Raw genomic sequence first — 22,594 nt, 5'->3', positions numbered from 1 at the left:
CTCGGAACACGTGACCTGACGCCACAGGAGTCAGCAGATCTCGTGTTCTTCTCCAGCGTCTCCGAGAACACGCCGCGCTTCGTGGAGAGGCTGGGGCGGCCTGCGGTGCGGATCCCGCTCCGCCCCCGTGTCGAGGGGATGGTCCGCGTGTGCCGCCCCTTCGTTCTGGTGGTCCCCACCTACGGCGGCGGCGAGCAGGCCGGGGCCGTGCCGAAGCAGGTCATCGCCTTCCTCAACGATCCCGCCAACCGTGCGCTGCTGCGCGGGGTGATCACCGCAGGCAACACCAACTTCGGCGAGCACTACTGCCTCGCCGGCCCAGTCATCTCCCGAAAGTGCGGTGTCCCAGAGCTCTATCGCTTCGAACTCCTGGGCACCCAGCGCGATATTGAGTGCGTGAACGAAGGGCTCGACCTGTTCTGGCAACGGACAGCCACGACGAACGACAAGAACAACGAACAGAGGAGAACAGCATGACCGCCACAACAGCCGTAGAAGGCTCCATCACCCCTCCGGCATACCGACACGACCCCAGCGCACCGCGCGTCCGATCAACTGGAACCGCGTGAGCGACGAGAAGGACCTCGAGATCTGGAACCGCCTGACCGCGAACTTCTGGTCGCCCGAGAAGGTGCCCCTGTCCAACGACCACCAGGCCTGGCAAGCACTCGCGCCCCATGAACGAACCCTCACCATGCGAGTCTTCACCGGCCTTACCATGCTCGACACCGTGCAGGCCACCGTCGGGGAGATCTGCCAGATCCAGGACGCCCGCACAGAGCACGAGGAAGCCGTCTACACCAACATCGCCTTCATGCAGTCCGTCCACGCCCGCTCGTACTCCTCGGTGTTCTCGACCCTGACCAGTACCCGAGAGATCGATGAGGCCTACCGCTGGGCGATCGGAAACGACCTGCTTCAAGCGCGATGCAAGAAGGTGCTCCAGTACTACTACGGGCCCGACCCGTTAAAGCGGAAGGTGTCCTCCACCCTGCTCTCCAGCCTTCTGCTCTACGCCGGCTTCTACCTGCCGCCGCACTTCTCCGTGCACGCCACCCTGACCAACACCGCCGACATGATCCGACTCATCCTGCGCGACAAGGCCGTGCACGGCTACTACTCGGGCTACAAGTACCAGCGCGGCCTCGAGGCTCACCCCAACCGCCGCGACGAGATGAAGGAGTTCACGTACACCCTGCTCGAAGAGCTCTACGACCTTGAGCTCGACTACTCAGGCGAGCTCTACGAACCCCTCGGCCTGATGGGCGACGTCGCCGCCTTCGTGCGCTACAACGCGAACAAATCCCTCATGAACCTCGGCTACCCGGCACGGTTCACCGCCGAGGAGACGTCAGTCAGCCCAGAGATCCTCGCCGCCCTCGCCCCCAGCGCCGACGAGAACCACGACTTCTTCAGCGGAAGCGGATCGTCGTACATCATCGGCAAGGCCGAGCACACCAGCGACGACGACTGGGACTTCTAGGCACGCAGACTCACCTGTCGGACGCGAAGCGGTACCGCGCATGCCCCGGATCGCTACGACCCGGGGCAAGCACTCAGCGCAGACCGTGCTGCGACAGACCTGAACCCGTCCGCAGGTCTGCCGCAACGGCTCGCCTGGCCACTCGCACTCAGATTACCGGGGACCGGCATCGTTCGATCGCGAATTATTCCTCGGTGGTCGTAGCTCGCAGTTCAGGGTAGGTGCCCCAGGTTGCATTGGTGTTGGCGGCATGTTTGAGGGCGGTTGCGATGTTGATGCCGACGACGTCGGCCACGACGCTGGCGGGGACCTGTTGGACGAGCTGGTCGATCCGGGCGCGGCGGACTTCTCGCACGCGGATACCGCGTGAGGAGAGGTGAAGGGCTACGTTGGCCTCACTCGTGTGGTGCTGGGGCATGGCGCCGGCGAAGAGCCATTCTGAGCCGCCGCCAGCGAATGGTCGCTCAGCCCGTGACTCGTCAAGGTGCTGACGAAGCAAACTGGTGATCGATGCAGGGAGCACAACCGGCGTCTTGCCGAACGCGATGGATACTTCGCCTTTGTCGTCGACGACGTCGGTTCGTCGCAGGCGGACGCAGTCGCACAGCCTCTGGGCGAACACCAGGATGAACAGGCCAATTATCCGACTGGGCAGGGGGATCGAACGGTCCTCAAGGAGAAGATCGATCTTGCTCCAGATGACCTCATCTGGCACCGAGGCATCGGGCCGAGGGGGCTTCCTGCCGGGTACGGCGACGGGACCCGTGAGGTGGTGACGCACGGCCCAGTTGAGGAAAGTCCTGTGGACGCTCTGATAGTCATGCTCGGCGAAGAATCGATCGAGGGCGGCCTGGTTCAGCGTGGACAGTGAAAGGCCGTGGTCGTCGAGCCATGCCAGTAACCCTTCTATCTTGCGCGACTCGGAGTACCGAGAGTTGGCGGTACTGGCGGTCACGGGCTGAGTAGTGGCGCGTTGGCGGAGCTTGCGCAGGATTTCCCAGGTGAAGTACTGCTTCAGGATCGCGGCGTGTTTATCAGGAAGGCCCGCGATGAAGGCGGTGGCCTTGAGCTCGAAGTCGTTCAACTCGACGTCGATGGCGGAGAGTGTCCCTGCGCTGATGAGCATGCGGCGGAGGTAGCGAACACGGGGCGATAGCGGGAGCGCGTTCAGTGTGTCGTGGCTGATTGCTGCTTGCCCAGTGGCCATCGCTCGGAGTGTCTCCCCGATTGGCTCACGCCGGAGCCATCGTGTGGCCGAGCGGGGGTCGCGCGCGGTGAGCAGGTGTTCGTGTAAGGAAGCCAGGTCAGGGTGGATGCGCCCGTGCTTGTCGGAGAGGACTTCCCGGAGGCGGTCGGTCAGTCGGCATGTCCCGCACTGGGACCCGGTGAGCTGGTCTTCGCTACCGCAACTGGTGCGACCGAACCGCGGCGGTGCGCCAGCGCGGCTCGCGCAGACGACACGCCTGTCACTGTCGTAGAACGCGAGGACTTTGACCTGACGGCATCCGGGGCACTGGCCAGGATGTCGCCTGAGCCGGGAGTAGCAGGCATTGCAGATGCGCCGCTCGAGGATGGCGTACCGAGCAGGGCCACCGCTTCCGCAGGAGTCGCGACCGATTTGCACCGGAGTCATAGAGGTCGCCTGCTCGTCTTACTCGGTCGGGCGATGAATCTTGGCCGGGATGGGCCGGAGGGAGCCGATAGCGGGGCCTTCTGTCCGTGGCGAGCCTCCAGCTCGGCGCGCGCGTTTGGCTTGGGCCGGCGGGATTTCGATGAGGTCGTTCGGAGTGCAGTCGAGGATGCGGCAGAGTGCCGCGAACACTTCGACGTTGAGGCGTTCCGGCGTCTTGGTCACAAGGCGGAAGACTTGCTCCCGTGAGAGTTGCACTCCCTGGGAGCGCAGTGGCTCGATGAGGTCGGTGGTTTGGAACATCCCCGCGGCGGCCATTACCTGGCGAAGCCGCCAGGTGATCGGAGTGTCATCACTGGGTGGTGTCATCAGGTCCTCCATAGACACGAGAGAGCGCTTTGGCGATCATCCGGTTCTTGTAATCGTCGCCCACGGAGGTGTAGATCGCCGTGGTCGAGGCATAGGCATGCCCTACTTGGTCCTGGACGAACTTCTCCGCATAGCCCCACTCGATGAGGTTGGTGACGTAGGTGTGTCGCGGCGCGTGCACGCTTAGCTCGGCCGGCCATTCCAGTTGGTCGCGGATCGCGGCGAACCGCAGATCAATGTAGCGCGGCGACACCCGGTCGCCTCGCTCGGTTGGCCAGAGCGGCCCCGATGCCGAGTCGGTGAACCGTGGGCGAGCCGCGTCGATCCATTGCGCGAGGCCGTCGGTGATCCAGCCCAGCTCGGGCAGGGTCAACACTGATCTCCGGCGAGGTCCGGATCCGTGGGACCCCTTTCCCCACCGCACATCGACAGCTCCAAATCGCCCGAACCGTGGAGCCGCGCCGTTGGGTCGCAGATCTGCCACGTCCAGTCCGGTGGCTTCCGCCCGCCTCAGCCCGTAGGCATAGATCGTCTTGAAGATCTGGGCATCTCGGAGCGCCGAGAGAGCTCCCTTCCGGCCGCGGTGAACGATGGTCTCGACCCGTTCGTCGACTGCGGTGAAGAACTGCTCCAGCTCGTCGTAGGTGAGGGCGCGCCGCTCCGCGCGCCCTTCGTAGTCGAGTAGATGAGTAGCCGTGTTCCACTCGTGACAGATCTGCTGAGGCGTCGATCCGAAGCGTTCCTCGCACTCCGTTGCCCACTCGTACCGTGCGTCGGTGAGGTAGTCGCAGAACAGGCGAATGATCGTGTGATACCCGCGGATCGTTGATCGCGCCGCTGGATGGGGACGCGACTTCGCCTGCGTGGTGAAGTCCTCCAAATCGCCCGGCGACCACTCCCACGGATACCGACCCGTGAACTCCCCAAACCGCCGCACAACTTGTGCCCGGCTCGCGATCGTCTGCCACGAGAGCGCCCTGCTGGCCTGCTGATCACTCCACCCCGAGAGCATCGCGTCAAGCACGAACTGCTTCTCGTCCAGCGCGCGCACGTTGCCGAGCCGTCGAAGCGGAGACACTCCGGGATGTTCGTGGACCATCGGGACAGTATTGCATCTGCTGCATCATTGATGCATCCCCTACAGGGCGCATCCGGAATTCGTGCCGAACCTACGGGTTGCTTAGTGCTCGTCGCCGAGTTTGCCGGAGAGGCGCTCCAAGCGCTCGAGGCTGGCGCCGTCGAGCCCGATGATGCGTGTTTCCTTGCCGCGGGCGGTGTATTTGGTCTGCACGGCGTCGAGGGCGGCGACAGTGGAGGCGTCCCAGACGTCGGCGGCGGTGAGGTCGATGATCACGGTTTGGGGATCTCCGGCGTAGTCGAACTGGTAGACCAGATCGTTGCTGGAGGCCCAGAACAGCTGACCCTTGACGGCGTAGCGGCGAATGTCGATGGCGCCATCGCTGTTGACGTCGGTTTCCCACACCTTCTCGATGTGCACCAGGTGGGCGACGCGGCGGGCAAACAGGATCATCGCCGTGATCACGCCGAGGACCACGCCGATGGCGAGGTTGTGGGTGGCGACGGTGGCGATGACGGTGACCAGCATGACGGCGGTCTCGGACCAGGGCATCAGGCGCAGGGTGGAGGGCCGGATGCTGTGCCAGTCGAAAGTGGCGACGGAGACCATGATCATCACGGCGACCAGGGTCGCCATCGGGATCAGGCCGACGATGTCTCCCAGGGCCAGGACGAGGATCAGCAGGAAGACGCCGGCGAGGAAGGTGGAGATCCGGGTGCGGGCTCCGGACTGCTTCACGTTGATCATGGTCTGGCCGATCATGGCGCGACCGCCCATGCCGCCGAAGAACCCGGAGGCGATGTTCGCGATGCCCTGCCCCCAGGACTCGCGGGTCTTTTTGGAGTGAGTGTCGGTGATGTCGTCGACGAGTTTGGCGGTCATAAGCGATTCCATGATTCCCACGATCGCCATCGCGAAGGCGTAGGGGGCGATGATCTGCGGCTGTCTCGAGGTTCAGGGGCACGTTGGGGATGAACAGGGACGGCAACGATTCGGGCGACTCGCCCTGGTCGGAGACATTGGGCGCTTCTTCCATCCACTGACCAGCACAGCGCCGGTCAGCGAGACGATCGCGATCAGGGGCGCGGGGACCACGGTGGTCAGGCGCGGGACGAGGACCATGATCGCCAAGCCCGCCAGCACCAGGGGGTAGACGATCCAGGGGATGTCCTCACCGAAGAGGTGAGGCGGCTGGGCGGTGAAGATGAGGATCGCCAGGGCGTTGACGAAGCCGGTCATCACGCCGCGCGGGATGAACCGCATCAGCTTCGCCACGCCGAGCGCCGCCAGGACGACCTGCAGAACCCCGGCGAGGATCACGGTCGCGATCAAGTAATCGAGCCCGTACTCAAGGGCGATGGGCGCGATCACCAGGGCGATCGCGCCGGTGGCGGCGGAGATCATCGCGGGCCGGCCACCGACGAACGCGATCGTGACCGCCATGACGAACGAGGAGAACAGCCCGACCTGCGGGGGGACGCCGGCGAGGATGGAGAAGGAGATCGCCTCGGGGATCAGGGCGAGAGCAACGACGAGACCAGCGAGGACCTCGGTCTTGAGCCGGCGGGGATTGCGCAGGGCCGAGAGAACGGTGTCCGGCTCCTGCTGGGAGTGTTGGGGTCCACTGTCGACGGGCGCAGTGCTGAGGGAAGTCACGGGGGAGTCCTAGCGAGATGAGAGGGATGGGCCCCGGCGGCACGGAACGTTTCCGTGAGGGACCCAAAGGCCAACCCTCACGTTACGTTAGCTTTTACCTCGTGAATACGAGTTCTGCGTCACAGACCACCCTCGCGTCAGGCCTCGCGCTCCCCTGCATCGTCCTGGTGAGCGGGGGTCGAGAGGTCGCGGAGACGCGAGAGGAACTCATCGGCCATCGCGACCTTCTTCTCCAGCGCGCGCGTCGTTCGATCGCGATGGCCTCGATCTCGTGCGACTTCTGCCTTGCTTCGAGCGGCGCGTCGGGCTGGGCGACATCGTGGGTGACGTCGAGCGGCTCGCGCATCTGCTCGAGCGTGAAGTCCAGCGGCTTCATGCGACGGATCAGCAGGATCCGCTCGACGTCGGCTTCGGAGTAGAGCCGGAACCCTCCCTCGCTGCGCTCGGACGGGTTGACCAGACCGATCTCGTCGTAGTGTCGCAGCGTCCGCAGGCTGAGCTCCGTGCGCTCAGCGACCGCACCGATGTGCAGTAGCTGCTGGCGATCGTTGTTCTGGCTCATGTCCTCAGTTTGCCCCACCGTGATGACGCTCCCAGCACCTCGGGCGAACCTTGGCGCCCGCGCCCGAGGCACACCTCGTGATGCGCGTACCGCACTGAAGGGAACGCGATCCAGATTAGGGCCAGTACCACACCTGCCCACCTGCCCGTGTCGAGCGTGGGAACCGCCTTCACACCCCGCGCCACCAGCACCACGCACATGTAAGCCAAGGGCGAGACCTGGGTTGCTCGATGGGCGACCGCGGATCACTGTTGCATCTGTTCAATAATTCTCAGATAGTGCGCCAGTGTGAACTATCCGCACATAGAGGCGGCTACGGAGGCGGCCGCAGATCTGACAGCAGTGCTGACAGCAACGCGATGGTGTCTGGTCGGTTCGCTCGAGTCGCATCGGGGTCATGACCTGCGAAAACGTGTTCGTTCGCGCATGCCCTGGCGGACTTTTAATCCGCGGGTCGAGGGTTCGATCCCCTCCGGGCCCACCGCAGGTCATGTCGGGAGAGCTTCCTCTAGAGGAAGGTCTCGCTACTGGCGTTGACAGCGGCTTTCACAGCAACGCGGTTGTGCGGGGTGAGTGGGCATGAGACTGGCGGCGCCGGCCACTCTGCGGAGGATCCTGCCAGGGGTCTCGACTGAGCACCGCACCACAAGCGGCCAGCAATAACGCGGTGGCGTGAGGCTGGTTACGCCCCCGGAGAGCGAATCTGCGGTAGAAGTCCGTTGCGGCCCGTGCGAGGCGAGTTCTCGGTAGTAGTAGGTTGCTCAGGTTGTGGCAGTCTCGCGGATAAAAGTGCCGCCGGGCGGTGCCGCAGGCCCGCATACAGCGCCGCCCGGCGGCACCGGATCACATCTCAGGCGCGAGTGAGTCCCTCAGATCTGGGTAGCACTGGTGGCAACGGAGGTTGCTCCGATCTCCACTGCCCCTTCGATCACGTCAAGCACAACGGCGGATCCTGCGGGGTTGTTAAATCTCGTGCTCAGAGCGGTGTCGTCCACGTAGAGCGTCGCGATGTCCTCGTCGAGGACGAGCTGCAGCCGGTGCTCCTGCCCGTCGGTGAGGTCCGGCGGCGGCCGCTCAAGGCCGCGATTGTCGAGCTGTCCCCAGGGCCAGTTGGGGCGCTTGTCGAACTCGAGGTGGTGCTCGTCGACGACCATCGAGAACTGATAGCCGATGTCGGTCGCGGTGTCCTCGCCGAAGCGCAAGTTGACCTCCCGGGTGCCTGGAGCAATCTTCAGCGTCGTCTCGAGCAGACACGGTCGCGGCACAGACTCGGCGAGGATCCGCTGGGCCAGGCCGTCGCTCCGCGAAAGCGTGAAGGGCTCGAGCGTGGTCACAGTGGAGGCGGCGAGGTGCTCGCGTACCGCGTCGGGCATTTTCACCCCCAGCGTGCCGTGCTCGCGCACCACGATCTGGTGGACGACGAGGGTGCCACCCCATTGCCAGGTCTTGGTGTCGTCGTCGTCCCAGCGGGTGGCGACCCAGCCGACGAGGTAGCGGTTCTCGCCATCGGAGACCGAGCGCGCCGCGTAGTACGGACGGCCGTCGAAGGCATCGTCTTCGGGCGCCTCCCACGGCCCATAGAGGGAGCGGGAGCGACGGTAGATCGTCTTGGACTTGTCGCTGTACTCGGTAACCAGGTGGTACCACCAGTCACCCTCGCGGAACACATCGGGCATCTCATGCATGGTGAACAGATCCGGAGCCCAGAAATCGCCCTGGAACTCCCAGTTCTCGTGGTCGGTCGAGGTGAAGTAGACCGTCGAGCCGCTCAGCGCGTCTTGGGGCCGGCTTTGCGGGTACCGAGGATCATGACCCACTGGCCGGCGTCCTCGTCGTAGATGACCCACGGGTCGCGCCAGTCGTCGGGGTCGTACCCTTCTTGCGGTGCGACCAGCGACTTGTCGGTCTTGTGCCAGTGGATCAGGTCGTCGCTTTCGGCGATCATGAGGACCTGGGAGGGCTTGCCCTCCGCGGCGAAGTGGTCGCGGTTGAAGCCGGTGTACATCGCGTAGAACGTCCCGTCGGCCTCGAAGACGGAGCCGGCGTAGATGAACTGGTCTTGGTCGTGCTCTCCGCCGCGAACGATCGCCTCGCCGAGGTCCTCGTACTCGACGAAGTCGGTGGTGCGGGCGAGGGCCCAGCCGAAAGGCTCGCAGTCCGGGAGCGGGCCGGGGTCGCGGCCGTCGCGCTGATGGAAGAGATAGAACGCGCCGTCGTGGAAGAACGGCATGCAGTCTCCGAACCAGGTGCCGGGGTGCTGGTAGTGGATGTCGGGCATGATGCGGATCAGTCCTTTGATCTTGTGGATTGGCATCGGGCTGGAGCCGCGGCTCCGGTGCGGGTCCGGCGCGTGCGCCGGCCCGGGTCAGATCCGCGTGCCGCCGAGGCTGGAGGCGAACACGCGCTGGAAGGCGAGGAAGACGACCACGGTGGGTAGGGAGACGAGTAGCGCTCCGGCGAGGACGACGGGTGGGCCGACCGTGCCGTAGTTGCTCTGCAGGCCCGCAAGCGCCGCCATGACGGGGCGGATCTGCTCGCTGTAGCTGAGGGTGATGCCGAACAGGAGCTCGTTCCACACCCACACGAACTGGAAGATGAACGCGGCGGCGAGGGCCGACCTGCTCAGGGGTAGGTGGAACCGGGTGAACACGCGCCACCAGTTCGCGCCGTCTAGCCGCGCCGCCTCGGCGACCTCCGGGGGGATGGTGAGCATGTGGTTGCGCATGATGAAGAAGGAGAAGGGGATGCATGTGGCGACGTAGATCAGCGGCAGTCCCATCCGCGTGTCGTAGAGCCCGCTCTCGGCGTAACCGGTGAACAGCGGTCGCAAAAAGGCCTGCGCGGGGAACAGGGAACCGGCGTAGATCAGCCAGAACCAGAAGATTCTCCGGCCTCCGGGGATCGCGGTGACCGCGAACCCGGCGAAGGCCGCCACGAGAACGGCGAGGCACCCGGCGACCACGGCGTACGCGAAGCTGTTGAGCATCGACGGGCCGAGCCGCGCGGCCTCCCAGGCTGCGCGGCCATGTTCTCGAAGATGGCCACGCCGCCGGGGAACCAGCGGACGTCTCCGGTGTATGCATCGTTGGGGGTGAAGGCGTTGACGACGATCAGGTAGGTGGGCAGGAACCAGATCAGCGCGAGCAGGACGACGATGAGGGATCGAAGGGTCTTCACGGGATGCTCCTCAGTGCGTGCGCAGCTGCTTGCGCAGGTAGGCGACGGAGACGGCAACGACGATGATGGTCAGGACCACGGCGATGGCGGCTCCTGAACCGGGGCGCTGGAGGACGAAGCTCTGCCAGTACATCGACACCGCCAGGGTCTCGGTAGCGCGGCCCGGCCCGCCGTTGGTGAGCACCCAGATCAGGTCGAAGGACTTCAGGCCGTTGGCGAGGCTGATGCCCATCACGACCGCGGTCGAGGTGCGCGCCTGCGGCACGACGACCAGCCGGAACCGACGGATCCCATCGACGCCGTCGAGCGCGGCGGCCTCGATGGTCTCCCGCGGAATGCCCTGGAGACCGACCAGGTAGAGGATCACGGCCACCCCAGTGGCCTGCCACGAGTTGGCGATGATCAAAGCGATGGTGTTACCGGGCCAGTTCAGCGGCCAGGACTGGGCGAGGGCGTCGAGGCCGATCCCACGCAAAGAGGGAGTTCAGGGCGCCGGTGTCCTGGAGGACGAAGTTCCACACGACGGCTACGGCGGTCCCCGAGAGTGCGTAGGGCAGGACGATCGCGAGGCGGGCGTACTTGCCCCATGACACAGAGTTGGTCAGGGCGGCGATCGCGAGCCCGAGACCGACAGGGATCACGACGGTGCCCACCAGCCAGAACAGGGTGTTGATGCTCGAGCGGACGATCACCGGGTCGGTGACCAGGCGGGCGTAGCTCGAGAGGCCCGCGAAAGAGGGGTCCACTACGGCGTCGTCGAGGAAGCCGCGTCCGACGGTAAGGGCGAAAGGGAGCGGCGCGAGCGGCCCCACCAGGACGACAGCCGGCGTGAGGAACAGCAGGCGCGGCCGGCCGCGGACGAGGCGGTCACGGCGGCGCTGGGCAGAGAGAACGCCGCGCCGGTCGGTCACGGAACTCATCGGGTTGCCTCCTGCCAATAGGACCATTCGGACTCGGCCTTGCGCTGAAGAGACTCGAGAACGCCTCGGGGGTCAGAGGGGTCGGCCATGAACCCGCCGAGATCCTGCGTCACTCCCACCACCAACGGCGGCGGCGAGTTCTCCCAGTAGCGGTTGACGACGTCAAGGTTCTGGTCCCGGATAGTGCTCTGGAGACGCTGGCTCACGGGGTCGGACCAAGTGACGTGCTGGTTCGCACTGGAACCATTGAGGAAGGCGGACCAGGGCTCCTGAACCTCCGGGGCGAGCCAGGAGGCCAGCGCTTCGGTCGCCTCGGCACGATGCCGGGAGCGCTCCGGAACCACGAGCCCTGCGATCTCCGTGACCACGGTCGGGGAGGAAGCATGCACGGCTGGAAGCAGGAACGCGTCGAATCCGGTCCCGGACTCCATGCCTGCGAGCTCCATTGACTGGGTGCTCCAGCTGACAGGGGTGGGTCGCATGCCGATGCGGCCGGAGGCGAGCATCGAGGGAAAGTTGTCGCTGACCGAGTCCGCGCTCGTATGTAGCCCGTCTCGGATCATCTGCTTTGCCACAGCTCCATGAGTCCCATCGCCTGGTCGTCCAAGAACGAAGCCTCGTTCTGACACAGCGCGCGGTACCAATCGGCGTCATTGGCGGCCAGCCAGCATGCTGAACCAGTTCGCCACGGGCCAGATGTTCATCTGAGTTGTCCCGATGGGAGTTACATCTGCGGCTTTGAGAGCTTGGCATACGTCGAGGAACTCACCCCAGGTTGCCGGAGGCTCAAGACCAAGCTCTTCGAACACCTTCACGTTGTAGAACATGACGTAGTAGCCCTGAATGAGCGGCATCCCAAAGGTGCCGCCGTCGAACGTGAAGTCTTGGCGCATTTCATCATCGAGCCACCCGGCGTCGACAGAGGCCTCCCACGCTGAGCTCAGTTCAGCGAGGGCCCCGGTGCGGGCGAGATCGCGCATCCGATACCCGTCAGCCCCATTTGACGAGGTCGGGAGGATCTTGTGTCTGCAACAGCGACCGAATGACCTGCTCATACGAGGATGCATTCGGGATCGTCTGGGGAGATAATCCCCACCCCATCCTCTCTCGCAACACATCCCCCGCGCCAGGTACCCCGGCTCCCACGATGCGGCATCGTTGAAAAACTGCAGATCGCCCGTCTCGACAGCATCTGTCGTCCGCTGCACGCGGTAGCGGCCCCAGCTAGTCCCAGGGCGCTGACGGCGGCTAAGAAGCGGCGTCGTCGCATGCTTCCTCACTCTCTTCGATGGGTCGACGTCACCACGAAGCACCTGTGCCGCGTCCATGACATCCTTGTCTCGAGTCTCCGGCTACAAGGCGGCTTCGCCTAGATGCCCTCTGGGGTGATCACCCTATTGGAGTGCACTTTTGGCCTCAATGTCCCTGGCCGGACTGCCTGACATCGTTGACATAGTTTTCCGTCCCTCGCTCGCGGGGAAGCGACACTGGGAGGTCGCTCATGACCCGTACTCGGCCGGCCACCATCCGCGATGTCGCCCATCGCGCAGGCGTAAGCACGAAGACTGTCTCGCGAGTCATCAACCGCGAGTGCTACGTCGCCGAGAGCACCAGAACACGGGTGCTCAGGGCCATCGAGGCACTTTCGTATCGCCCGAACCCTCTTTGCGCAAAACCTGCGGCGAACCACTTCTAGGTCAATCGCCGTAGTTGTCGAGGACATTTCCGAGCCGTTTGCTGCCGAGGTCACTCTCGCGGTGGAGCACGCTGTTGACGAGGGCACGACCGTGATCGTCTCATCAAGCATGGGAGATCCCCGACGCGAGGCGACCATCCTCGCAACACTCGCCGCACGCCAAGTCGATGGAATCATCCTTGCCCCTACTCAGGCGCCGAGGCCGCGGCTCCTTCACCGGATGGGACGTACCGCCGTGGTCTGCGTGGATCGCCCCGTGCCGGGTGAGCCGACCGATGCGGTGTTATCGGATAACGCGCGCGGGATGCAGGAGGCTGTCGAAACGCCGCTGGAGCAAGGCCATCAACGTGTTGCCTATATGGGTGACTCCTCTCGAGTGTTTACTCAGGTTGAGCGATTGCGCGGATACCGCGCGGCTCTAGAAAGTCGCTCTATCGATCTTGATCCCGCTCTGATCTACGAGCACCGGCCTGACGTTGAGCGCACACGTCGCCATCTGGCATGGCTCACGAAGCTTCCGGACCCTCCAACCGGCATAGTCTCTGGAAACTCGTTGACCACATTGGCTATGATCCGCGCCGACTTTAATGCCGGGCTCAACTGCTTCATCGGCTTCGATGACTTTCCTCTTGCCGACTTTGTCTGCGGTGGCGTCAGTGTGGTCGCGCAGGACGCCGCCGCTCTCGGGGGCGAGGCGACCCGGACCCTCCTGCGTCGCATAGCGAACGATGCGGCGCCCTTGAAGACCTCGCGCCTCGCGACCCAACTCGTCCTGCGGTGACGAGTCGCGCCCGCACGAGTCCACCGAAGCTGACGCCGCACGACGGACCCGATGCTGACGACAGAGCTTGACACTGTTGCGTCAACCGTTTGACGTCTCTAGCGTCCCGGATCAATCGATTGACACCGGGTGACGAGACGCGAGGAGGGAGTCGTGATGGTGCGGATGCGGGATATTGCCGACCAGCTCGGCATCTCAGTGTCGACGGTCTCTCTCGCGCTGAACCACAAGGACAGGGGGAGGGTGAACCCGCCCCTGGCTGAGAAGATCCGCGTGACGGCGAACCGGATGGGCTACCGGCCCAATCCCCATGCGGTAGGTCTGAAGCTCAACAAGAGCCATGCGATCGCCTTGATCTGCTACACGGGCCCTGATGATCCGTTCCTCTCCGGCCTGACGGGCGGGGCACAGGCCGCGGCGGCTGAGGCCGGGTACATCCTCATCACGATCCCCGTCACAGACGCCCCCGGTGCGGAGGAAAGTGCGATCCAGACCGCGCTGCGCAGCGCGACGTCGACGGGATCGTGTTCGGCGCCGACTACTACCGCCGACGGGACATCCCCACGGTCCCGGACACCACGCCGTTCCTGTTTCTCGACTGCATCAGCACGGGGTCGAACCCCGTTGTCACCGAAGTCATCGCGGACGAAGCCCAGGGCTCCTTCGAGGCCACATCGCATCTGATCTCTGCAGGCCACACACATGTCGGATACGTCGGCGTCGATGACGACCGGTACATCGCTCGGCACCTGCGCGAGAAGGGCTTCCGCGATGCTGTGCGGGAACACCTCGGGGACGAGGCAACGCCGCTGATCATTAACGCGGCGGATCCCTCCATTTCTGCGGGAGAAGCGGCGACCGCTTCGCTCTTCTCCCGCCCGGTGGCAGAACGACCCACGGCGCTGTTCTGCTTCTCGGATCGCACCGCGTTCGGAGTCGCACAGGCCGCCCGACGGCACGGCCTGTCGCTTCCGGAGGACCTCAGCATCGTCGGTTTCGACAACGTCGAGTACACCTCCGAATTCTTCACCCCACGCCTAACCACCGTCGAGCTACCTCACCAACGCATGAGCTCCGAGGCAGTACGACAACTTGTCCACCTCATAGAGAACCCCCGCGCGAACCGCATCGCCTCAAAGTTCCCTGTCCACTCATCTACCGCGACTCCGTCAACCCCCACCACAGCTGAAACCGCTCTCCTTCGAAAGGTCAGAACGATGACGTTCACACGACGCCAGACTCTCGGTGCCCTCGGCGCCGCCGCTGCTCTCCCCGCGATGACCATGGGCTTGTCCGCCTGCGGGTCGTCCGCAGAAGGGGACGGCACCTCTCTCAAGGTCCTCCAGTACGAGGATCCCACCTCCGCTCAGGGCCAGGGCTGGAAGCGCGCCCTGGAGATCTTCAAGGAACAGCACCCCGACGTCACCGTCGACTTCCAGCAGACCAGCTTCGATGCGGTTCGCCAGAACGCCAAGATCACCCTGTCGGGCAATGAGGTTCCCGACGTCATCGAGTTCAACAAGGGCAACGCAGACGGCGGCCAGCTTGCTCGCGCAGGGCCTGCTCACCGACCTCACCGAGACCGTGACCGCACGCGGGTGGGACGCCAAGGTCAGCGACTCGATGAGCTCCTTCGCCCTGTACGAGGACGGCATGGCCGGCTCCGGCTCCTGGTTCGGTATCCCGAATATCGGCGAGTACGTCACGCTGTTCTATAACCAGAACCTCTTCGACCAGCACGGCATCTCCCCTGACATCAGCGACCTCGAAGGCCTCGAAGCGCGATGGACACCCTGCTGGTCGCGGGCATCACCCCTATCGCAAGCTCCGCGCCACCAGCCAGGGCTTCAACCAGATGTGGATCTGGTACTCCCTGGTCTCCGCGATCGCCGCCCGCGATGAAATCGACGACTTCATGTTCGTGAAGGGCCCTGTCGATTTCTCTGCCAACCCCTGGGCCGAGGGAACGGAGCGCTTCCAGTCCTGGATCGACCGAGGGTACGTGGGTACCGATATCGCAGGTCTGAACTTCGAGCAGGCCACCGTCAACTTCCTCAGCGGCAACGCCGCAATGGTGGTGTGGAACCACGGAGTGTTCCACCGCGCTGTGGCTGAGGCCGATTTCAACTGGGGCTGGATGACGTTCCCCGGCGCGAACCTCGTCATGGGCTCCTCCGGGCACCTCTGGGGCGTTCCGGAGCGCGCCAAGAACAAGGAACTCGCCTACGAGTTCATCGACATCACGCTGTCCGACGAGGTGCAGAACCTCATCGGAGAGCTCGGTGGGTCGCCCATCGCAGGTGACCCCGCAGCGATCACCGATGAGCGCACCCGCGACTACACCGAAGGGTTCGTGGAGCTGATGGACGGCAACGCGCTGTCGTACTACCCGGACTACCCGGTCATCGGCTTCCTCGACTTCATCCAGGAGCATATGCAGGCCATGTCCAATGGCAACGAGACCGCGCAGGAGTACCTCGATGCGGCGCAGTCCTTCTACGACGAAGGCACCCAGCAGTGACAGCGTCCACGCACCCAGTCACCCGCCCCGCGACGCGACCGAAGACCAGTCCCCGCCGCGCATCCGGTCACCGGGAGACCTACTGGCCCTACCTTCTGCCGATGGCGATCGGGTTCGTCGTCATCGTGCTCGTCCCGCTCGGCGCGAACGTCGCAATCAGTCTGTTCGACTGGCGCGGCGGCGCCGCCGACATGGAATGGGTAGGCCTGGGCAACTACGCCGAACTGCTCCAGGACGAGAACTTCTGGATGTCGTTCAAGAACTCGTTGCTCATGATCGTCGCGATCGTCGTGGTCCCCACCATCCTCGGCCTGATCATTGCTTCGCTCCTGTTCAACCTGATCGCGCCCCGCTACGGAAGCCGGATCGCGAGCTTCCTGCGCGGTAGCTTCTACCTCCCCCAGATCCTCCCGATCGCAGTTGCCGGCTTCATCTGGAGCTGGGTCATGAACACCGACGCCGGCGCGGTCAACTCGTTCCTCAAGACGCTCGGCATCGCGAATCCGCCCGACTGGCTCGGAGACCCGGAGATCGCGATCGTCACCGTCATGCTCATGATGGTGTGGTCGCAGATCGGATACCCGCTGGTCATCTTCATGGCGCCGCTCGGCCGTGTAGACCCCTCGCTGTATGAAGCCGCAGATCTTGACGGTGCCTCCTGGTTCCAGCAACTCCGGCGCATCACCATTCCCGAGATTCGGCCTGAGATCTTCATCGTGTCGCTCACCGCGACCGTTGCGGCGCTGAAGGTCTTCGCACCGATCCTCATCCTCACCGGGGGCGGCCCCGAGGGATCGACCGTCGTCCCGTCCTACTACGCCTACCGGAACTTCTTCGAGCTCTCGCAAGTCGGCTACGGCTCCGCGATCGCCACGGTCATGGCCGCTGTGATCCTCGTCGTCGCGCTGGTGATGCTCTGGTTCCAGAGGAGGACCGAGAATGCCTGACACACTCACCACCGCGCCGGACATCCCGGTGGACTCACGGCCGCCCCGCAAACGCGGACTGAACATTCGTCTGCGCCCGGCCTCTCTCCTGACGCTCGTGCTGTCCTGTGTCGGTGCTCTGGTCGTCCTCGCTCCGTTCCTGCTGGTACTGCTCAACGCCTTTAAGAGCCCTGCGGACTACTCCACCAACGGCCCCCTGGCATGGCCCGAGCGCCTGGACCTCGGTCCAGTGCGCGGCTACCTCGAGATCATCGACTTTCCCCGAGCGCTGACGAACTCCATCGTCATCTCCGCGCTGGTAGCCGTCATCGGTGTGCTGTTCTCGGTGCTCGCGGCGTACGCCATCGGCGTCGGCCGCATCCGAATGCGCACGGGCATCCTTGCCATCTTGCTGCTGGCGACGATGATCCCGCAGGAAGCACTGGTCTACCCGCTGTTCTACATCGCCCAGGCGACAGGGACGCTGAACACCATCTGGTCAGTGACCATCATCTTCATCGTCCTGCAAGGAGCGTTCGGCACGTACCTCCTCTCCGGTGTGCTCGGCACCTTCCCGAAGGAGCTTCTCGAAGCGGCCCGTATGGACGGTGCTGGGCGTTGGCGCATCCTGTGGACCGTGGTCGTGCCTGTCATCCGGCCGACCCTGTCGGTCCTCATGGTCTTCTTCTTCATCTGGACGTGGAACGAGTTCTACATCCCAGTAGTCCTGCTCAACGACCAGAGCGCACAGACGATCCCCATCGCCCTGGCCACCCTGCGCGGCCAGCACACCGTGGACATGACGGTCGTCAACGCCGGCTCGTTCCTGTCCCTGATCCCCACCATCCTCTTCTTCCTCATCTTCCAGAGGACCCTGAGTAACGGCGTCACTGCCGGAGCCGTGAAGTAACCAAGGAGTCTCGTTGTTCGACATCTTTACCCCCTCCCGCATGAAGCGCGGCATCACGAGCCACACCTTCAACGCCGAGAACCCCGAGGGGCGAAAGGGAGCCGCGGCGCAGGCGACCTCCCGCCTCGGTACCGGGCGAAAAGGATCGCCCGCAGTCGATCTACAGCCGGGACAGAAGCTGGTCCTCGCCGATGTCGAGGGCCCGGGGATCATCCGTCACCTGTGGATCACGTGCAACGCAATCACCGAGGCGAACCCCTTCGTCTATCGCAACCTGGTACTGAAGATGTACTGGGACGAAGCGACCGAACCCTCGGTCGTTGCACCGCTCGGAGACTTCTTCTCTTTGCGGTGGCGCCGTCTCCAGCAGGGTCGAGTCGGCGCCGATCGTCGTCGCTCCGAACTCGGGATTCAACGCGTTCATCTCCATGCCGTTCCGGACCAGGGCTCGCATCGTCATCGAGAGTCAGCACCCCGACACAGTCAAGGGCTTCTTCTACCAAGTCGACTGCACCACCGGAGACGAGCTCAGCGAAGACATGGGCTACTTCCACGCCCAGTGGCGACGCTCCAACGGCGACGTCGGCAAAGGCAACGACCACGTCGTTCTCGACACCGTGCGGGGACGCGGCGTGTACCTGGGCTCGTTCTTCTCCGTCACCTCCCTCGAGCGGTACTGGTGGGGAGAGGGGGAGATCAAATTCTTCACAGACGGCGACCAGCAGTGGCCCTCGCTGACCAGCACCGGCCTCGAGGACTACGTCGGCGGCTCGTGGGCCTTTCAGGACGGTCTCCAGAAGGATCCCGAGCCAGTGCCCGGCACATACTCCAGCCACTCCTTCGGTTTCACGCGCGTCGCCACGAAGGAGACCACCAAGTTCTCCAACTACGAGCGGGCCATGCCGCCGCAGTTCGACATGTACCGCTGGCACATGCTCGACCCGATCCACTTCGCCGATGACCTGCGCGTCACTCAGCAGATGATCGGCGATTGGGACAACGGGCTCTTCGAGCGCAACGACGACATCGCCAGCGTCGCCTACTGGTACCTCGATCACCCGACTGGTGTCGACGGGCAGATCGGCACTGCTAAGGACCGCAGACCACGCTGACCGGCCGGGGGCCAGTGGGCGCTATCAGCCCTGGCCCCCGGTCACCGCGGTACGTTTGATTCCGCTGCTGTTTAAGTCCGGAAGGATGGACAGCATGCCGAAGAAGATCGATCCCCAGGCGCGCGCGAGGTGCGTGCGGCTCGTCCGGGAGCACGCCCACGAGTACCCCACCCTCACTGCCGCAGTTACCGCGGTCGCCCGGCGGGAGGGCGTTTCGCGCGAGTCCGTGCGGCGCTGGCTGGCCCAGGCCGAGGTCGACGATGGGACCCGTCCCGGCATCACGAGCGAGGAGCCTGCCGAGGTCAAACGTCTCAATGCCGGGGACAAGCGGTTGCGGGAGGACTATGAGATCCTGCGCCGGGCCTCGATTTTCTTCGCCCGGGAGCTCGACCCCTCAACCAATGATCCTGGCGTTCATCGTCGAGATGCGCGCCGAGGGCTATGCAATCGAGTCGATCCTCCGCGTCCTGCGCCGGCAGGGCCTAGCGATCGCTGCACGCACCTACCGGTCCTGGAAGCGACCGGCCCGCATCGCTGCCCGCACCGTCACAGACGCTCTGGTCGAGGACAGGAACCGCGACCTCGCCTGGAGGACCAACCCCGTGACCGGGCAGGTTCAGATGACGCCGGAGGGCCTCTACGGGCGGCGGAAGTGGAGCGCGGCTGCTCCGCCGTCAGGAACGCCTCGCCGGCACCTCCCGTGGCACGGTGGACCGGGCGATGCGCACCCTCGGCCTCGAAGGTATCCGGCAGGCGAAGAAGCCGCGCACCACCATCCCGAACCCTGATGGGGAACGGGCGGGTGACCTGCTCAATCGCGACTTCACGGCCCGGCTCCGAACCTGGTCTGGGTCACCGATTTCACTTACGTCCGCACCTGGACCGGGTTCGTGTACGTCGGGTTCGTCGTCCACGTGTTCGCTCAGCGTGTCGTGGGCTGGCCCGCGTCCTCGAGCATGCGCACCGATCTCGTCATGACGCCACTGCAAATCGCGCTGTGGCGCGGGTACGCGAGGGAAACCAGGTCTCACCAGGTTCTTTGGTGGCGCACAGCGATACCGGATCGCAGGGTGGATTCAACTGGTGGACGCAACACCTCAGGTCGAGGAGGGTGTTGATGGGACGACCAGCTGGATGGCTGAAGGAACTCACGGGCCGGTCGGCGATGATCTCGCCAGGCGCCCCGAAGACGCGCCGCGGCATCGAACGCAGGTTCTGGAAAGAGATAGCGACGGGACGCTCCTCGGAGGACGCGCCGGGAAGGTGGGCGTGTCTGCGACCGTCGGGGCACGCTGGTTCCGACAAGGTGGCGGCATGAGGACGATCGAACTCACCGAGCCTGGCGGACGTTATCTGTCGTTTCCTGAGCGGGAGGAGATCGCTGTCCTGCACGCTCAGCAGGTGGGCGTGCGCGAGATCGCGCGCAGGATCAACCGCGACCCGGCCACGATCTCGCGCGAGTCGCGTCGAAACGCCGCTACCCGCGGCGGGAAGCTGGAGTACCGGGCCTCGGTCGCGCAGTGGAAGGCGGAGCTGATGGCGCGGAGGCCGAAGACCGCGAAGCTGGTCGCGAACCCGAAACTACGGAACTACGTCCAGGACCGGCTCAGCGGCGATGTGTGCCATCCAGATGGGTCGATCGTGGCCGGGCCGGACGTACCGGCGTGGAAGGGCAGGTCGAAGCCACGCCGGGCCGACCGGCGGTGGGTCACGGCGTGGAGTCCGGAGCAGATCTCACACCGGCTTGAGATCGACTACCCCGAGGATGAGTCCATGCGTATCAGTCACGAGGCGATCTACCAGTCCCTGTTCATCGAGGGCCGGGGCGCGCTCAAGCGAGAACTGGTCGCCTGCCTGCGCACCGGCCGATCTCTGCGGGCGCCCCGAGCCCGGTCGAAGAACAAGCCTCAAGGGCACGTGACCGAGGATGTGGTCCTCAGTGAACGCCCCGCCGAAGCCGCTGACCGCGCCGTGCCAGGACACTGGGAAGGTGACCTGATCATCGGCACGAACCGGTCCGCGATCGGTACCGTCATTGAGCGCAAGAGCCGAGCCACGTTGCTGGTGCACCTGCCTCGGCTGGACGGCTACGGGCAGACACCGCGGGTCAAGAACGGTCCCGCCCTGGCCGGCTACGGCGCTGTGGCGATGAACGCCGCTTTGACTGCCTCGATGACGACCCTGCCGCGGCAGTTGCGCAAGACGCTGACCTGGGACCGCGGCAAGGAGCTGTCTGGGCATGCGCAGTTCACTGTGGAGACGGGCACGAAGGTGTTCTTCGCCGATCCCCACTCGCCGTGGCAGAGGCCCACGAACGAGAACACGAACGGGTCGCTACGTCAGTACTTCCCGAAGGGTACCGATCTCTCACGCTGGACTGTGCAGGACCTCGAAGCGGTCGCGCTGGCAGTCAACAATCGTCCCCGGAAGGTCCTCGGCTGGAAGTCTCCAGCTGAGGTGTTCGCCGAGCGACTACAGTCACTCGAGCAAGAGGGTGTTGCATCCACCGATTGAATCCACCCAGTACACGTCGATCCGGTACACCGAGCAACTCGACCTCGAGGGCATCGCTACCTCGATCGGGACCGTCGGCGATGCGTTCGATAACACGCTCATGGAGACGATCAATGGGCTATTCAAGACCGAGTGCATCCGCACCACCGTCTTCCACCACGGCCCGTTCCGGACGCTCTCAGGCGTCGAGTTCGCGACTGCCGGTTGGGTCGACTGGTACAACAACCGGCGCCTCCACGGCTCCCTAGGGGTGCTGACCCCGGTAGAGTCCGAGACGCTCCGCTACGAGGCCCTCACCCGAGAGCCCGCGCCCACAAAGTAGCGACAGAGAACCCGGGCCGATTCAACTCCGACGGATGGGCAAACAACCCTCTAGGCGCCGAGCAGATGGGCTCGATCTTCTCCGCCCAAGGTTTCGAGTTCCCCCACGTCGGAGTCCTCTTCGGCCGCGACTTCATCGCTCGCAACGGCCAGATGGCAGTCGACATTGGCGCTTCTGACAACGACGCCCTTGCTCGCATGGACGGTCACGCGACCGAACGCATCCGCAATCAGTACCGCGTCCTCCTCCCCCGCGCTATGAACAGCGTCGTCCTCTACTCCGTAGACCCCGAGACCCAGGCGCTCCTCGAGTCTCTGATTGATACCGAACGGAGCACGGCTCCAGCACTCGAAAACAGCGAGAAGATCGGGTTCGAACCCGCCGACGGACGACTTCGATAGCGACCGGGGAAGGGTGACCTTCCCGCTACGGAGGTCGCGCGGCGGTTCGAACCGCTTCGGCAACCTCTGTAGCTCGCCTGTGTCGGTGCCGTCAGTGGTCACCGACACCCCGGAGCCTGGCCGCTCCTGCTCCTGACGCTCTGGCGGAGGGAGATAGGAGCGCACGCGACGGGGTCGGTCGATGTTGGCATGGACATGCTTGCTAATTCCGCCGCCCACGGACCCCACTTACGTGCGGTCGCACCAACTGCCTAAGTCCATGCTTCTGTTTCGTCACCGACGTAACTGAAGCGCTCCGCACTTGAGCATCGCTCCGGACATCTCGCCATGATCTCGTCAGTTGCTCCGCCTTCCGAACCCATGAGCCATCGAGTCGCTTGCTGTGAACGTGACTGCGGGCGTGAGAACTTTCCCTATTTCTTCAAGCGGCGACTTCGCCGCCTTGTGGCCTTCGTGTCCTCGCTTCGCTCCGGGCCTCAGGCCACGAGATGTCACCCGAAGGGGCGACCAATCTTCGTGAGATCCCGGGTTGCCCC

General features: G+C 64.6%; 22 protein-coding genes, 1 tRNA gene and 5 pseudogenes. 13 read left to right on the top strand and 15 right to left on the bottom strand.

Annotation, left to right across the window (positions count from 1 at the left end; translation table 11 throughout):
- Window positions 1-42 precede the first annotated feature (42 nt).
- Both nrdI and nrdF read left to right on the top strand, forming a co-directional pair.
- Window positions 43-477, top strand: a complete 435-nt coding sequence (gene nrdI, locus WKH84_RS08775) for a class Ib ribonucleoside-diphosphate reductase assembly flavoprotein NrdI (protein WP_341856337.1) — start codon at window positions 43-45, stop codon at window positions 475-477.
- Window positions 478-517: 40 nt separating this feature from the next.
- On the top strand, window positions 518-1,483 hold the full coding sequence (gene nrdF / locus WKH84_RS08770) for a class 1b ribonucleoside-diphosphate reductase subunit beta (protein WP_341856824.1): 966 nt from the start codon (window positions 518-520) through the stop codon (window positions 1,481-1,483).
- Window positions 1,484-1,667: 184 nt separating this feature from the next.
- Here nrdF and WKH84_RS08765 read toward each other — a convergent pair whose 3' ends face one another.
- From WKH84_RS08765 to WKH84_RS08745, 5 genes and pseudogenes are all read right to left on the bottom strand, one after another.
- Window positions 1,668-2,609, bottom strand: coding sequence for a hypothetical protein (locus tag WKH84_RS08765; protein WP_341856336.1), 942 nt, complete (start codon window positions 2,607-2,609; stop codon window positions 1,668-1,670).
- A gap of 525 nt (window positions 2,610-3,134) precedes the next feature.
- Window positions 3,135-3,494: a helix-turn-helix transcriptional regulator gene (locus WKH84_RS08760; protein WP_341856335.1), complete on the bottom strand. Its 360-nt coding sequence runs from the start codon at window positions 3,492-3,494 to the stop codon at window positions 3,135-3,137.
- Window positions 3,466-4,533: a tyrosine-type recombinase/integrase gene (locus WKH84_RS08755; RefSeq protein ID WP_341856334.1), complete on the bottom strand. Its 1,068-nt coding sequence runs from the start codon at window positions 4,531-4,533 to the stop codon at window positions 3,466-3,468. Before WKH84_RS08755 ends, WKH84_RS08760 begins: the two co-directional genes overlap by 29 nt.
- A 129-nt stretch (window positions 4,534-4,662) precedes the next feature.
- A pseudogene (locus tag WKH84_RS08750) lies at window positions 4,663-6,138 on the bottom strand (SulP family inorganic anion transporter).
- Between the two features lie 172 nt (window positions 6,139-6,310).
- Complete coding sequence (locus tag WKH84_RS08745) at window positions 6,311-6,778, bottom strand: MerR family transcriptional regulator (protein ID WP_341856333.1); 468 nt, start codon at window positions 6,776-6,778, stop codon at window positions 6,311-6,313.
- A 391-nt stretch (window positions 6,779-7,169) separates the two neighbouring features.
- On the opposite strand from WKH84_RS08745, the gene WKH84_RS08740 reads away from it, so the two are divergent.
- Window positions 7,170-7,259 (top strand) — tRNA-Lys (locus tag WKH84_RS08740).
- A 388-nt stretch (window positions 7,260-7,647) separates the two neighbouring features.
- Here the strand turns inward: WKH84_RS08740 and WKH84_RS08735 are convergent.
- The 8 genes from WKH84_RS08735 to WKH84_RS08700 all read right to left on the bottom strand — a co-directional run bounded on the left by WKH84_RS08735 (window position 7,648) and on the right by WKH84_RS08700 (window position 11,855).
- Window positions 7,648-8,595, bottom strand: a complete 948-nt coding sequence (locus tag WKH84_RS08735; RefSeq protein WP_341856332.1) for a hypothetical protein — start codon at window positions 8,593-8,595, stop codon at window positions 7,648-7,650.
- Window positions 8,547-9,092, bottom strand: a complete 546-nt coding sequence (locus tag WKH84_RS08730; RefSeq protein WP_341856331.1) for a hypothetical protein — start codon at window positions 9,090-9,092, stop codon at window positions 8,547-8,549. The genes WKH84_RS08735 and WKH84_RS08730 overlap by 49 nt, the downstream gene beginning before the upstream one ends.
- A 51-nt stretch (window positions 9,093-9,143) precedes the next feature.
- Entirely contained in the window at window positions 9,144-9,713 is a 570-nt protein-coding gene (locus tag WKH84_RS08725; RefSeq protein WP_341856330.1) for a carbohydrate ABC transporter permease, read from the bottom strand.
- A complete protein-coding gene (locus WKH84_RS08720; RefSeq protein ID WP_341856329.1) occupies window positions 9,644-9,955 on the bottom strand; it encodes a hypothetical protein in 312 nt (103 codons plus the stop codon). Before WKH84_RS08720 ends, WKH84_RS08725 begins: the two co-directional genes overlap by 70 nt.
- Window positions 9,956-9,965: 10 nt before the next feature.
- Window positions 9,966-10,361 (bottom strand): sugar ABC transporter permease, encoded by a 396-nt coding sequence (locus tag WKH84_RS08715; protein WP_341856328.1) that lies wholly within the window; start codon window positions 10,359-10,361, stop codon window positions 9,966-9,968.
- 10 nt (window positions 10,362-10,371) lie between these two features.
- On the bottom strand, window positions 10,372-10,875 hold the full coding sequence (locus WKH84_RS08710; protein ID WP_341856327.1) for a hypothetical protein: 504 nt from the start codon (window positions 10,873-10,875) through the stop codon (window positions 10,372-10,374).
- The gene (locus tag WKH84_RS08705; RefSeq protein ID WP_341856326.1) at window positions 10,872-11,450 is read right to left on the bottom strand and encodes a hypothetical protein; all 579 of its coding nucleotides are present in this window, start codon (window positions 11,448-11,450) and stop codon (window positions 10,872-10,874) included. The genes WKH84_RS08710 and WKH84_RS08705 overlap by 4 nt, the downstream gene beginning before the upstream one ends.
- A 75-nt stretch (window positions 11,451-11,525) precedes the next feature.
- Window positions 11,526-11,855 carry an extracellular solute-binding protein gene (locus tag WKH84_RS08700; RefSeq protein ID WP_341856325.1) on the bottom strand — a complete coding sequence of 110 codons (330 nt, stop codon included), beginning with the start codon at window positions 11,853-11,855 and terminating at the stop codon, window positions 11,526-11,528.
- 585 nt (window positions 11,856-12,440) lie between these two features.
- Here WKH84_RS08700 and WKH84_RS08695 point away from each other — a divergent pair.
- The 6 genes and pseudogenes from WKH84_RS08695 (at window position 12,441) to WKH84_RS08670 (ending at window position 17,709) form a co-directional block, all read left to right on the top strand.
- Window positions 12,441-13,352, top strand: coding sequence for a substrate-binding domain-containing protein (locus tag WKH84_RS08695; RefSeq protein ID WP_341856823.1), 912 nt, complete (start codon window positions 12,441-12,443; stop codon window positions 13,350-13,352).
- Between the two features lie 512 nt (window positions 13,353-13,864).
- Window positions 13,865-14,485 (top strand): annotated as a pseudogene (locus tag WKH84_RS08690) (substrate-binding domain-containing protein); the annotation flags it as partial.
- Window positions 14,486-14,569: 84 nt separating this feature from the next.
- Entirely contained in the window at window positions 14,570-15,070 is a 501-nt protein-coding gene (locus WKH84_RS08685) for an extracellular solute-binding protein (RefSeq protein ID WP_341856822.1), read from the top strand.
- 137 nt (window positions 15,071-15,207) lie between these two features.
- Entirely contained in the window at window positions 15,208-15,873 is a 666-nt protein-coding gene (locus WKH84_RS08680) for an extracellular solute-binding protein (protein ID WP_341856324.1), read from the top strand.
- A gap of 101 nt (window positions 15,874-15,974) precedes the next feature.
- On the top strand, window positions 15,975-16,820 hold the full coding sequence (locus tag WKH84_RS08675) for a sugar ABC transporter permease (protein WP_341856323.1): 846 nt from the start codon (window positions 15,975-15,977) through the stop codon (window positions 16,818-16,820).
- The gene (locus WKH84_RS08670; protein ID WP_341856322.1) at window positions 16,813-17,709 is read left to right on the top strand and encodes a carbohydrate ABC transporter permease; all 897 of its coding nucleotides are present in this window, start codon (window positions 16,813-16,815) and stop codon (window positions 17,707-17,709) included. Before WKH84_RS08675 ends, WKH84_RS08670 begins: the two co-directional genes overlap by 8 nt.
- A gap of 160 nt (window positions 17,710-17,869) precedes the next feature.
- Here the strand turns inward: WKH84_RS08670 and WKH84_RS08665 are convergent, their stop codons facing one another.
- Entirely contained in the window at window positions 17,870-18,139 is a 270-nt protein-coding gene (locus WKH84_RS08665) for a hypothetical protein (RefSeq protein WP_341857079.1), read from the bottom strand.
- On the opposite strand from WKH84_RS08665, the gene WKH84_RS08660 reads away from it, so the two are divergent.
- The 4 genes and pseudogenes from WKH84_RS08660 to WKH84_RS08645 all read left to right on the top strand — a co-directional run.
- Window positions 18,030-18,821 carry a glycoside hydrolase family 172 protein gene (locus WKH84_RS08660; RefSeq protein ID WP_341856321.1) on the top strand — a complete coding sequence of 264 codons (792 nt, stop codon included), beginning with the start codon at window positions 18,030-18,032 and terminating at the stop codon, window positions 18,819-18,821. The genes WKH84_RS08665 and WKH84_RS08660 overlap by 110 nt on opposite strands.
- A gap of 94 nt (window positions 18,822-18,915) precedes the next feature.
- Window positions 18,916-19,896: pseudogene (locus WKH84_RS08655) on the top strand (DDE-type integrase/transposase/recombinase); the annotation flags it as partial.
- 90 nt (window positions 19,897-19,986) lie between these two features.
- Window positions 19,987-21,335: pseudogene (locus WKH84_RS08650) on the top strand (IS30 family transposase).
- A gap of 7 nt (window positions 21,336-21,342) precedes the next feature.
- A pseudogene (locus WKH84_RS08645) lies at window positions 21,343-21,657 on the top strand (integrase core domain-containing protein); the annotation flags it as partial.
- Window positions 21,658-21,707: 50 nt separating this feature from the next.
- Here the strand turns inward: WKH84_RS08645 and WKH84_RS08640 are convergent.
- On the bottom strand, window positions 21,708-22,160 hold the full coding sequence (locus WKH84_RS08640) for a hypothetical protein (protein WP_341856320.1): 453 nt from the start codon (window positions 22,158-22,160) through the stop codon (window positions 21,708-21,710).
- Window positions 22,161-22,594: the final 434 nt, after the last annotated feature.

Origin of the sequence: Brachybacterium sp. GPGPB12 (genome assembly GCF_038396325.1) — a bacterium.
GTDB classification, from domain to species: domain Bacteria; phylum Actinomycetota; class Actinomycetes; order Actinomycetales; family Dermabacteraceae; genus Brachybacterium; species Brachybacterium conglomeratum.
Note: the sequence above shows the minus strand (reverse complement) of the source record. Positions and strands in the feature narration are given on the sequence as shown.

What these genes read in the sequence shown, in the direction of transcription:
- WKH84_RS08685 (WP_341856822.1), top strand. Translation starts at nt 14,570, where the DNA reads ATGACGTTCACACGACGCCAGACTCTCGGTGCCCTCGGCGCCGCCGCT.
- WKH84_RS08680 (WP_341856324.1), top strand. Translation starts at nt 15,208, where the DNA reads ATGTGGATCTGGTACTCCCTGGTCTCCGCGATCGCCGCCCGCGATGAA.
- WKH84_RS08760 (WP_341856335.1), bottom strand. Translation starts at nt 3,494, where the DNA reads ATGGAGGACCTGATGACACCACCCAGTGATGACACTCCGATCACCTGG.
- WKH84_RS08665 (WP_341857079.1), bottom strand. Translation starts at nt 18,139, where the DNA reads ATGGAGATGAACGCGTTGAATCCCGAGTTCGGAGCGACGACGATCGGC.
- WKH84_RS08765 (WP_341856336.1), bottom strand. Translation starts at nt 2,609, where the DNA reads ATGCTCATCAGCGCAGGGACACTCTCCGCCATCGACGTCGAGTTGAAC.
- WKH84_RS08675 (WP_341856323.1), top strand. Translation starts at nt 15,975, where the DNA reads ATGGCGATCGGGTTCGTCGTCATCGTGCTCGTCCCGCTCGGCGCGAAC.
- WKH84_RS08745 (WP_341856333.1), bottom strand. Translation starts at nt 6,778, where the DNA reads ATGAGCCAGAACAACGATCGCCAGCAGCTACTGCACATCGGTGCGGTC.
- WKH84_RS08730 (WP_341856331.1), bottom strand. Translation starts at nt 9,092, where the DNA reads ATGCCAATCCACAAGATCAAAGGACTGATCCGCATCATGCCCGACATC.
- WKH84_RS08710 (WP_341856327.1), bottom strand. Translation starts at nt 10,875, where the DNA reads ATGAGTTCCGTGACCGACCGGCGCGGCGTTCTCTCTGCCCAGCGCCGC.
- WKH84_RS08700 (WP_341856325.1), bottom strand. Translation starts at nt 11,855, where the DNA reads ATGCGCGATCTCGCCCGCACCGGGGCCCTCGCTGAACTGAGCTCAGCG.
- WKH84_RS08670 (WP_341856322.1), top strand. Translation starts at nt 16,813, where the DNA reads ATGCCTGACACACTCACCACCGCGCCGGACATCCCGGTGGACTCACGG.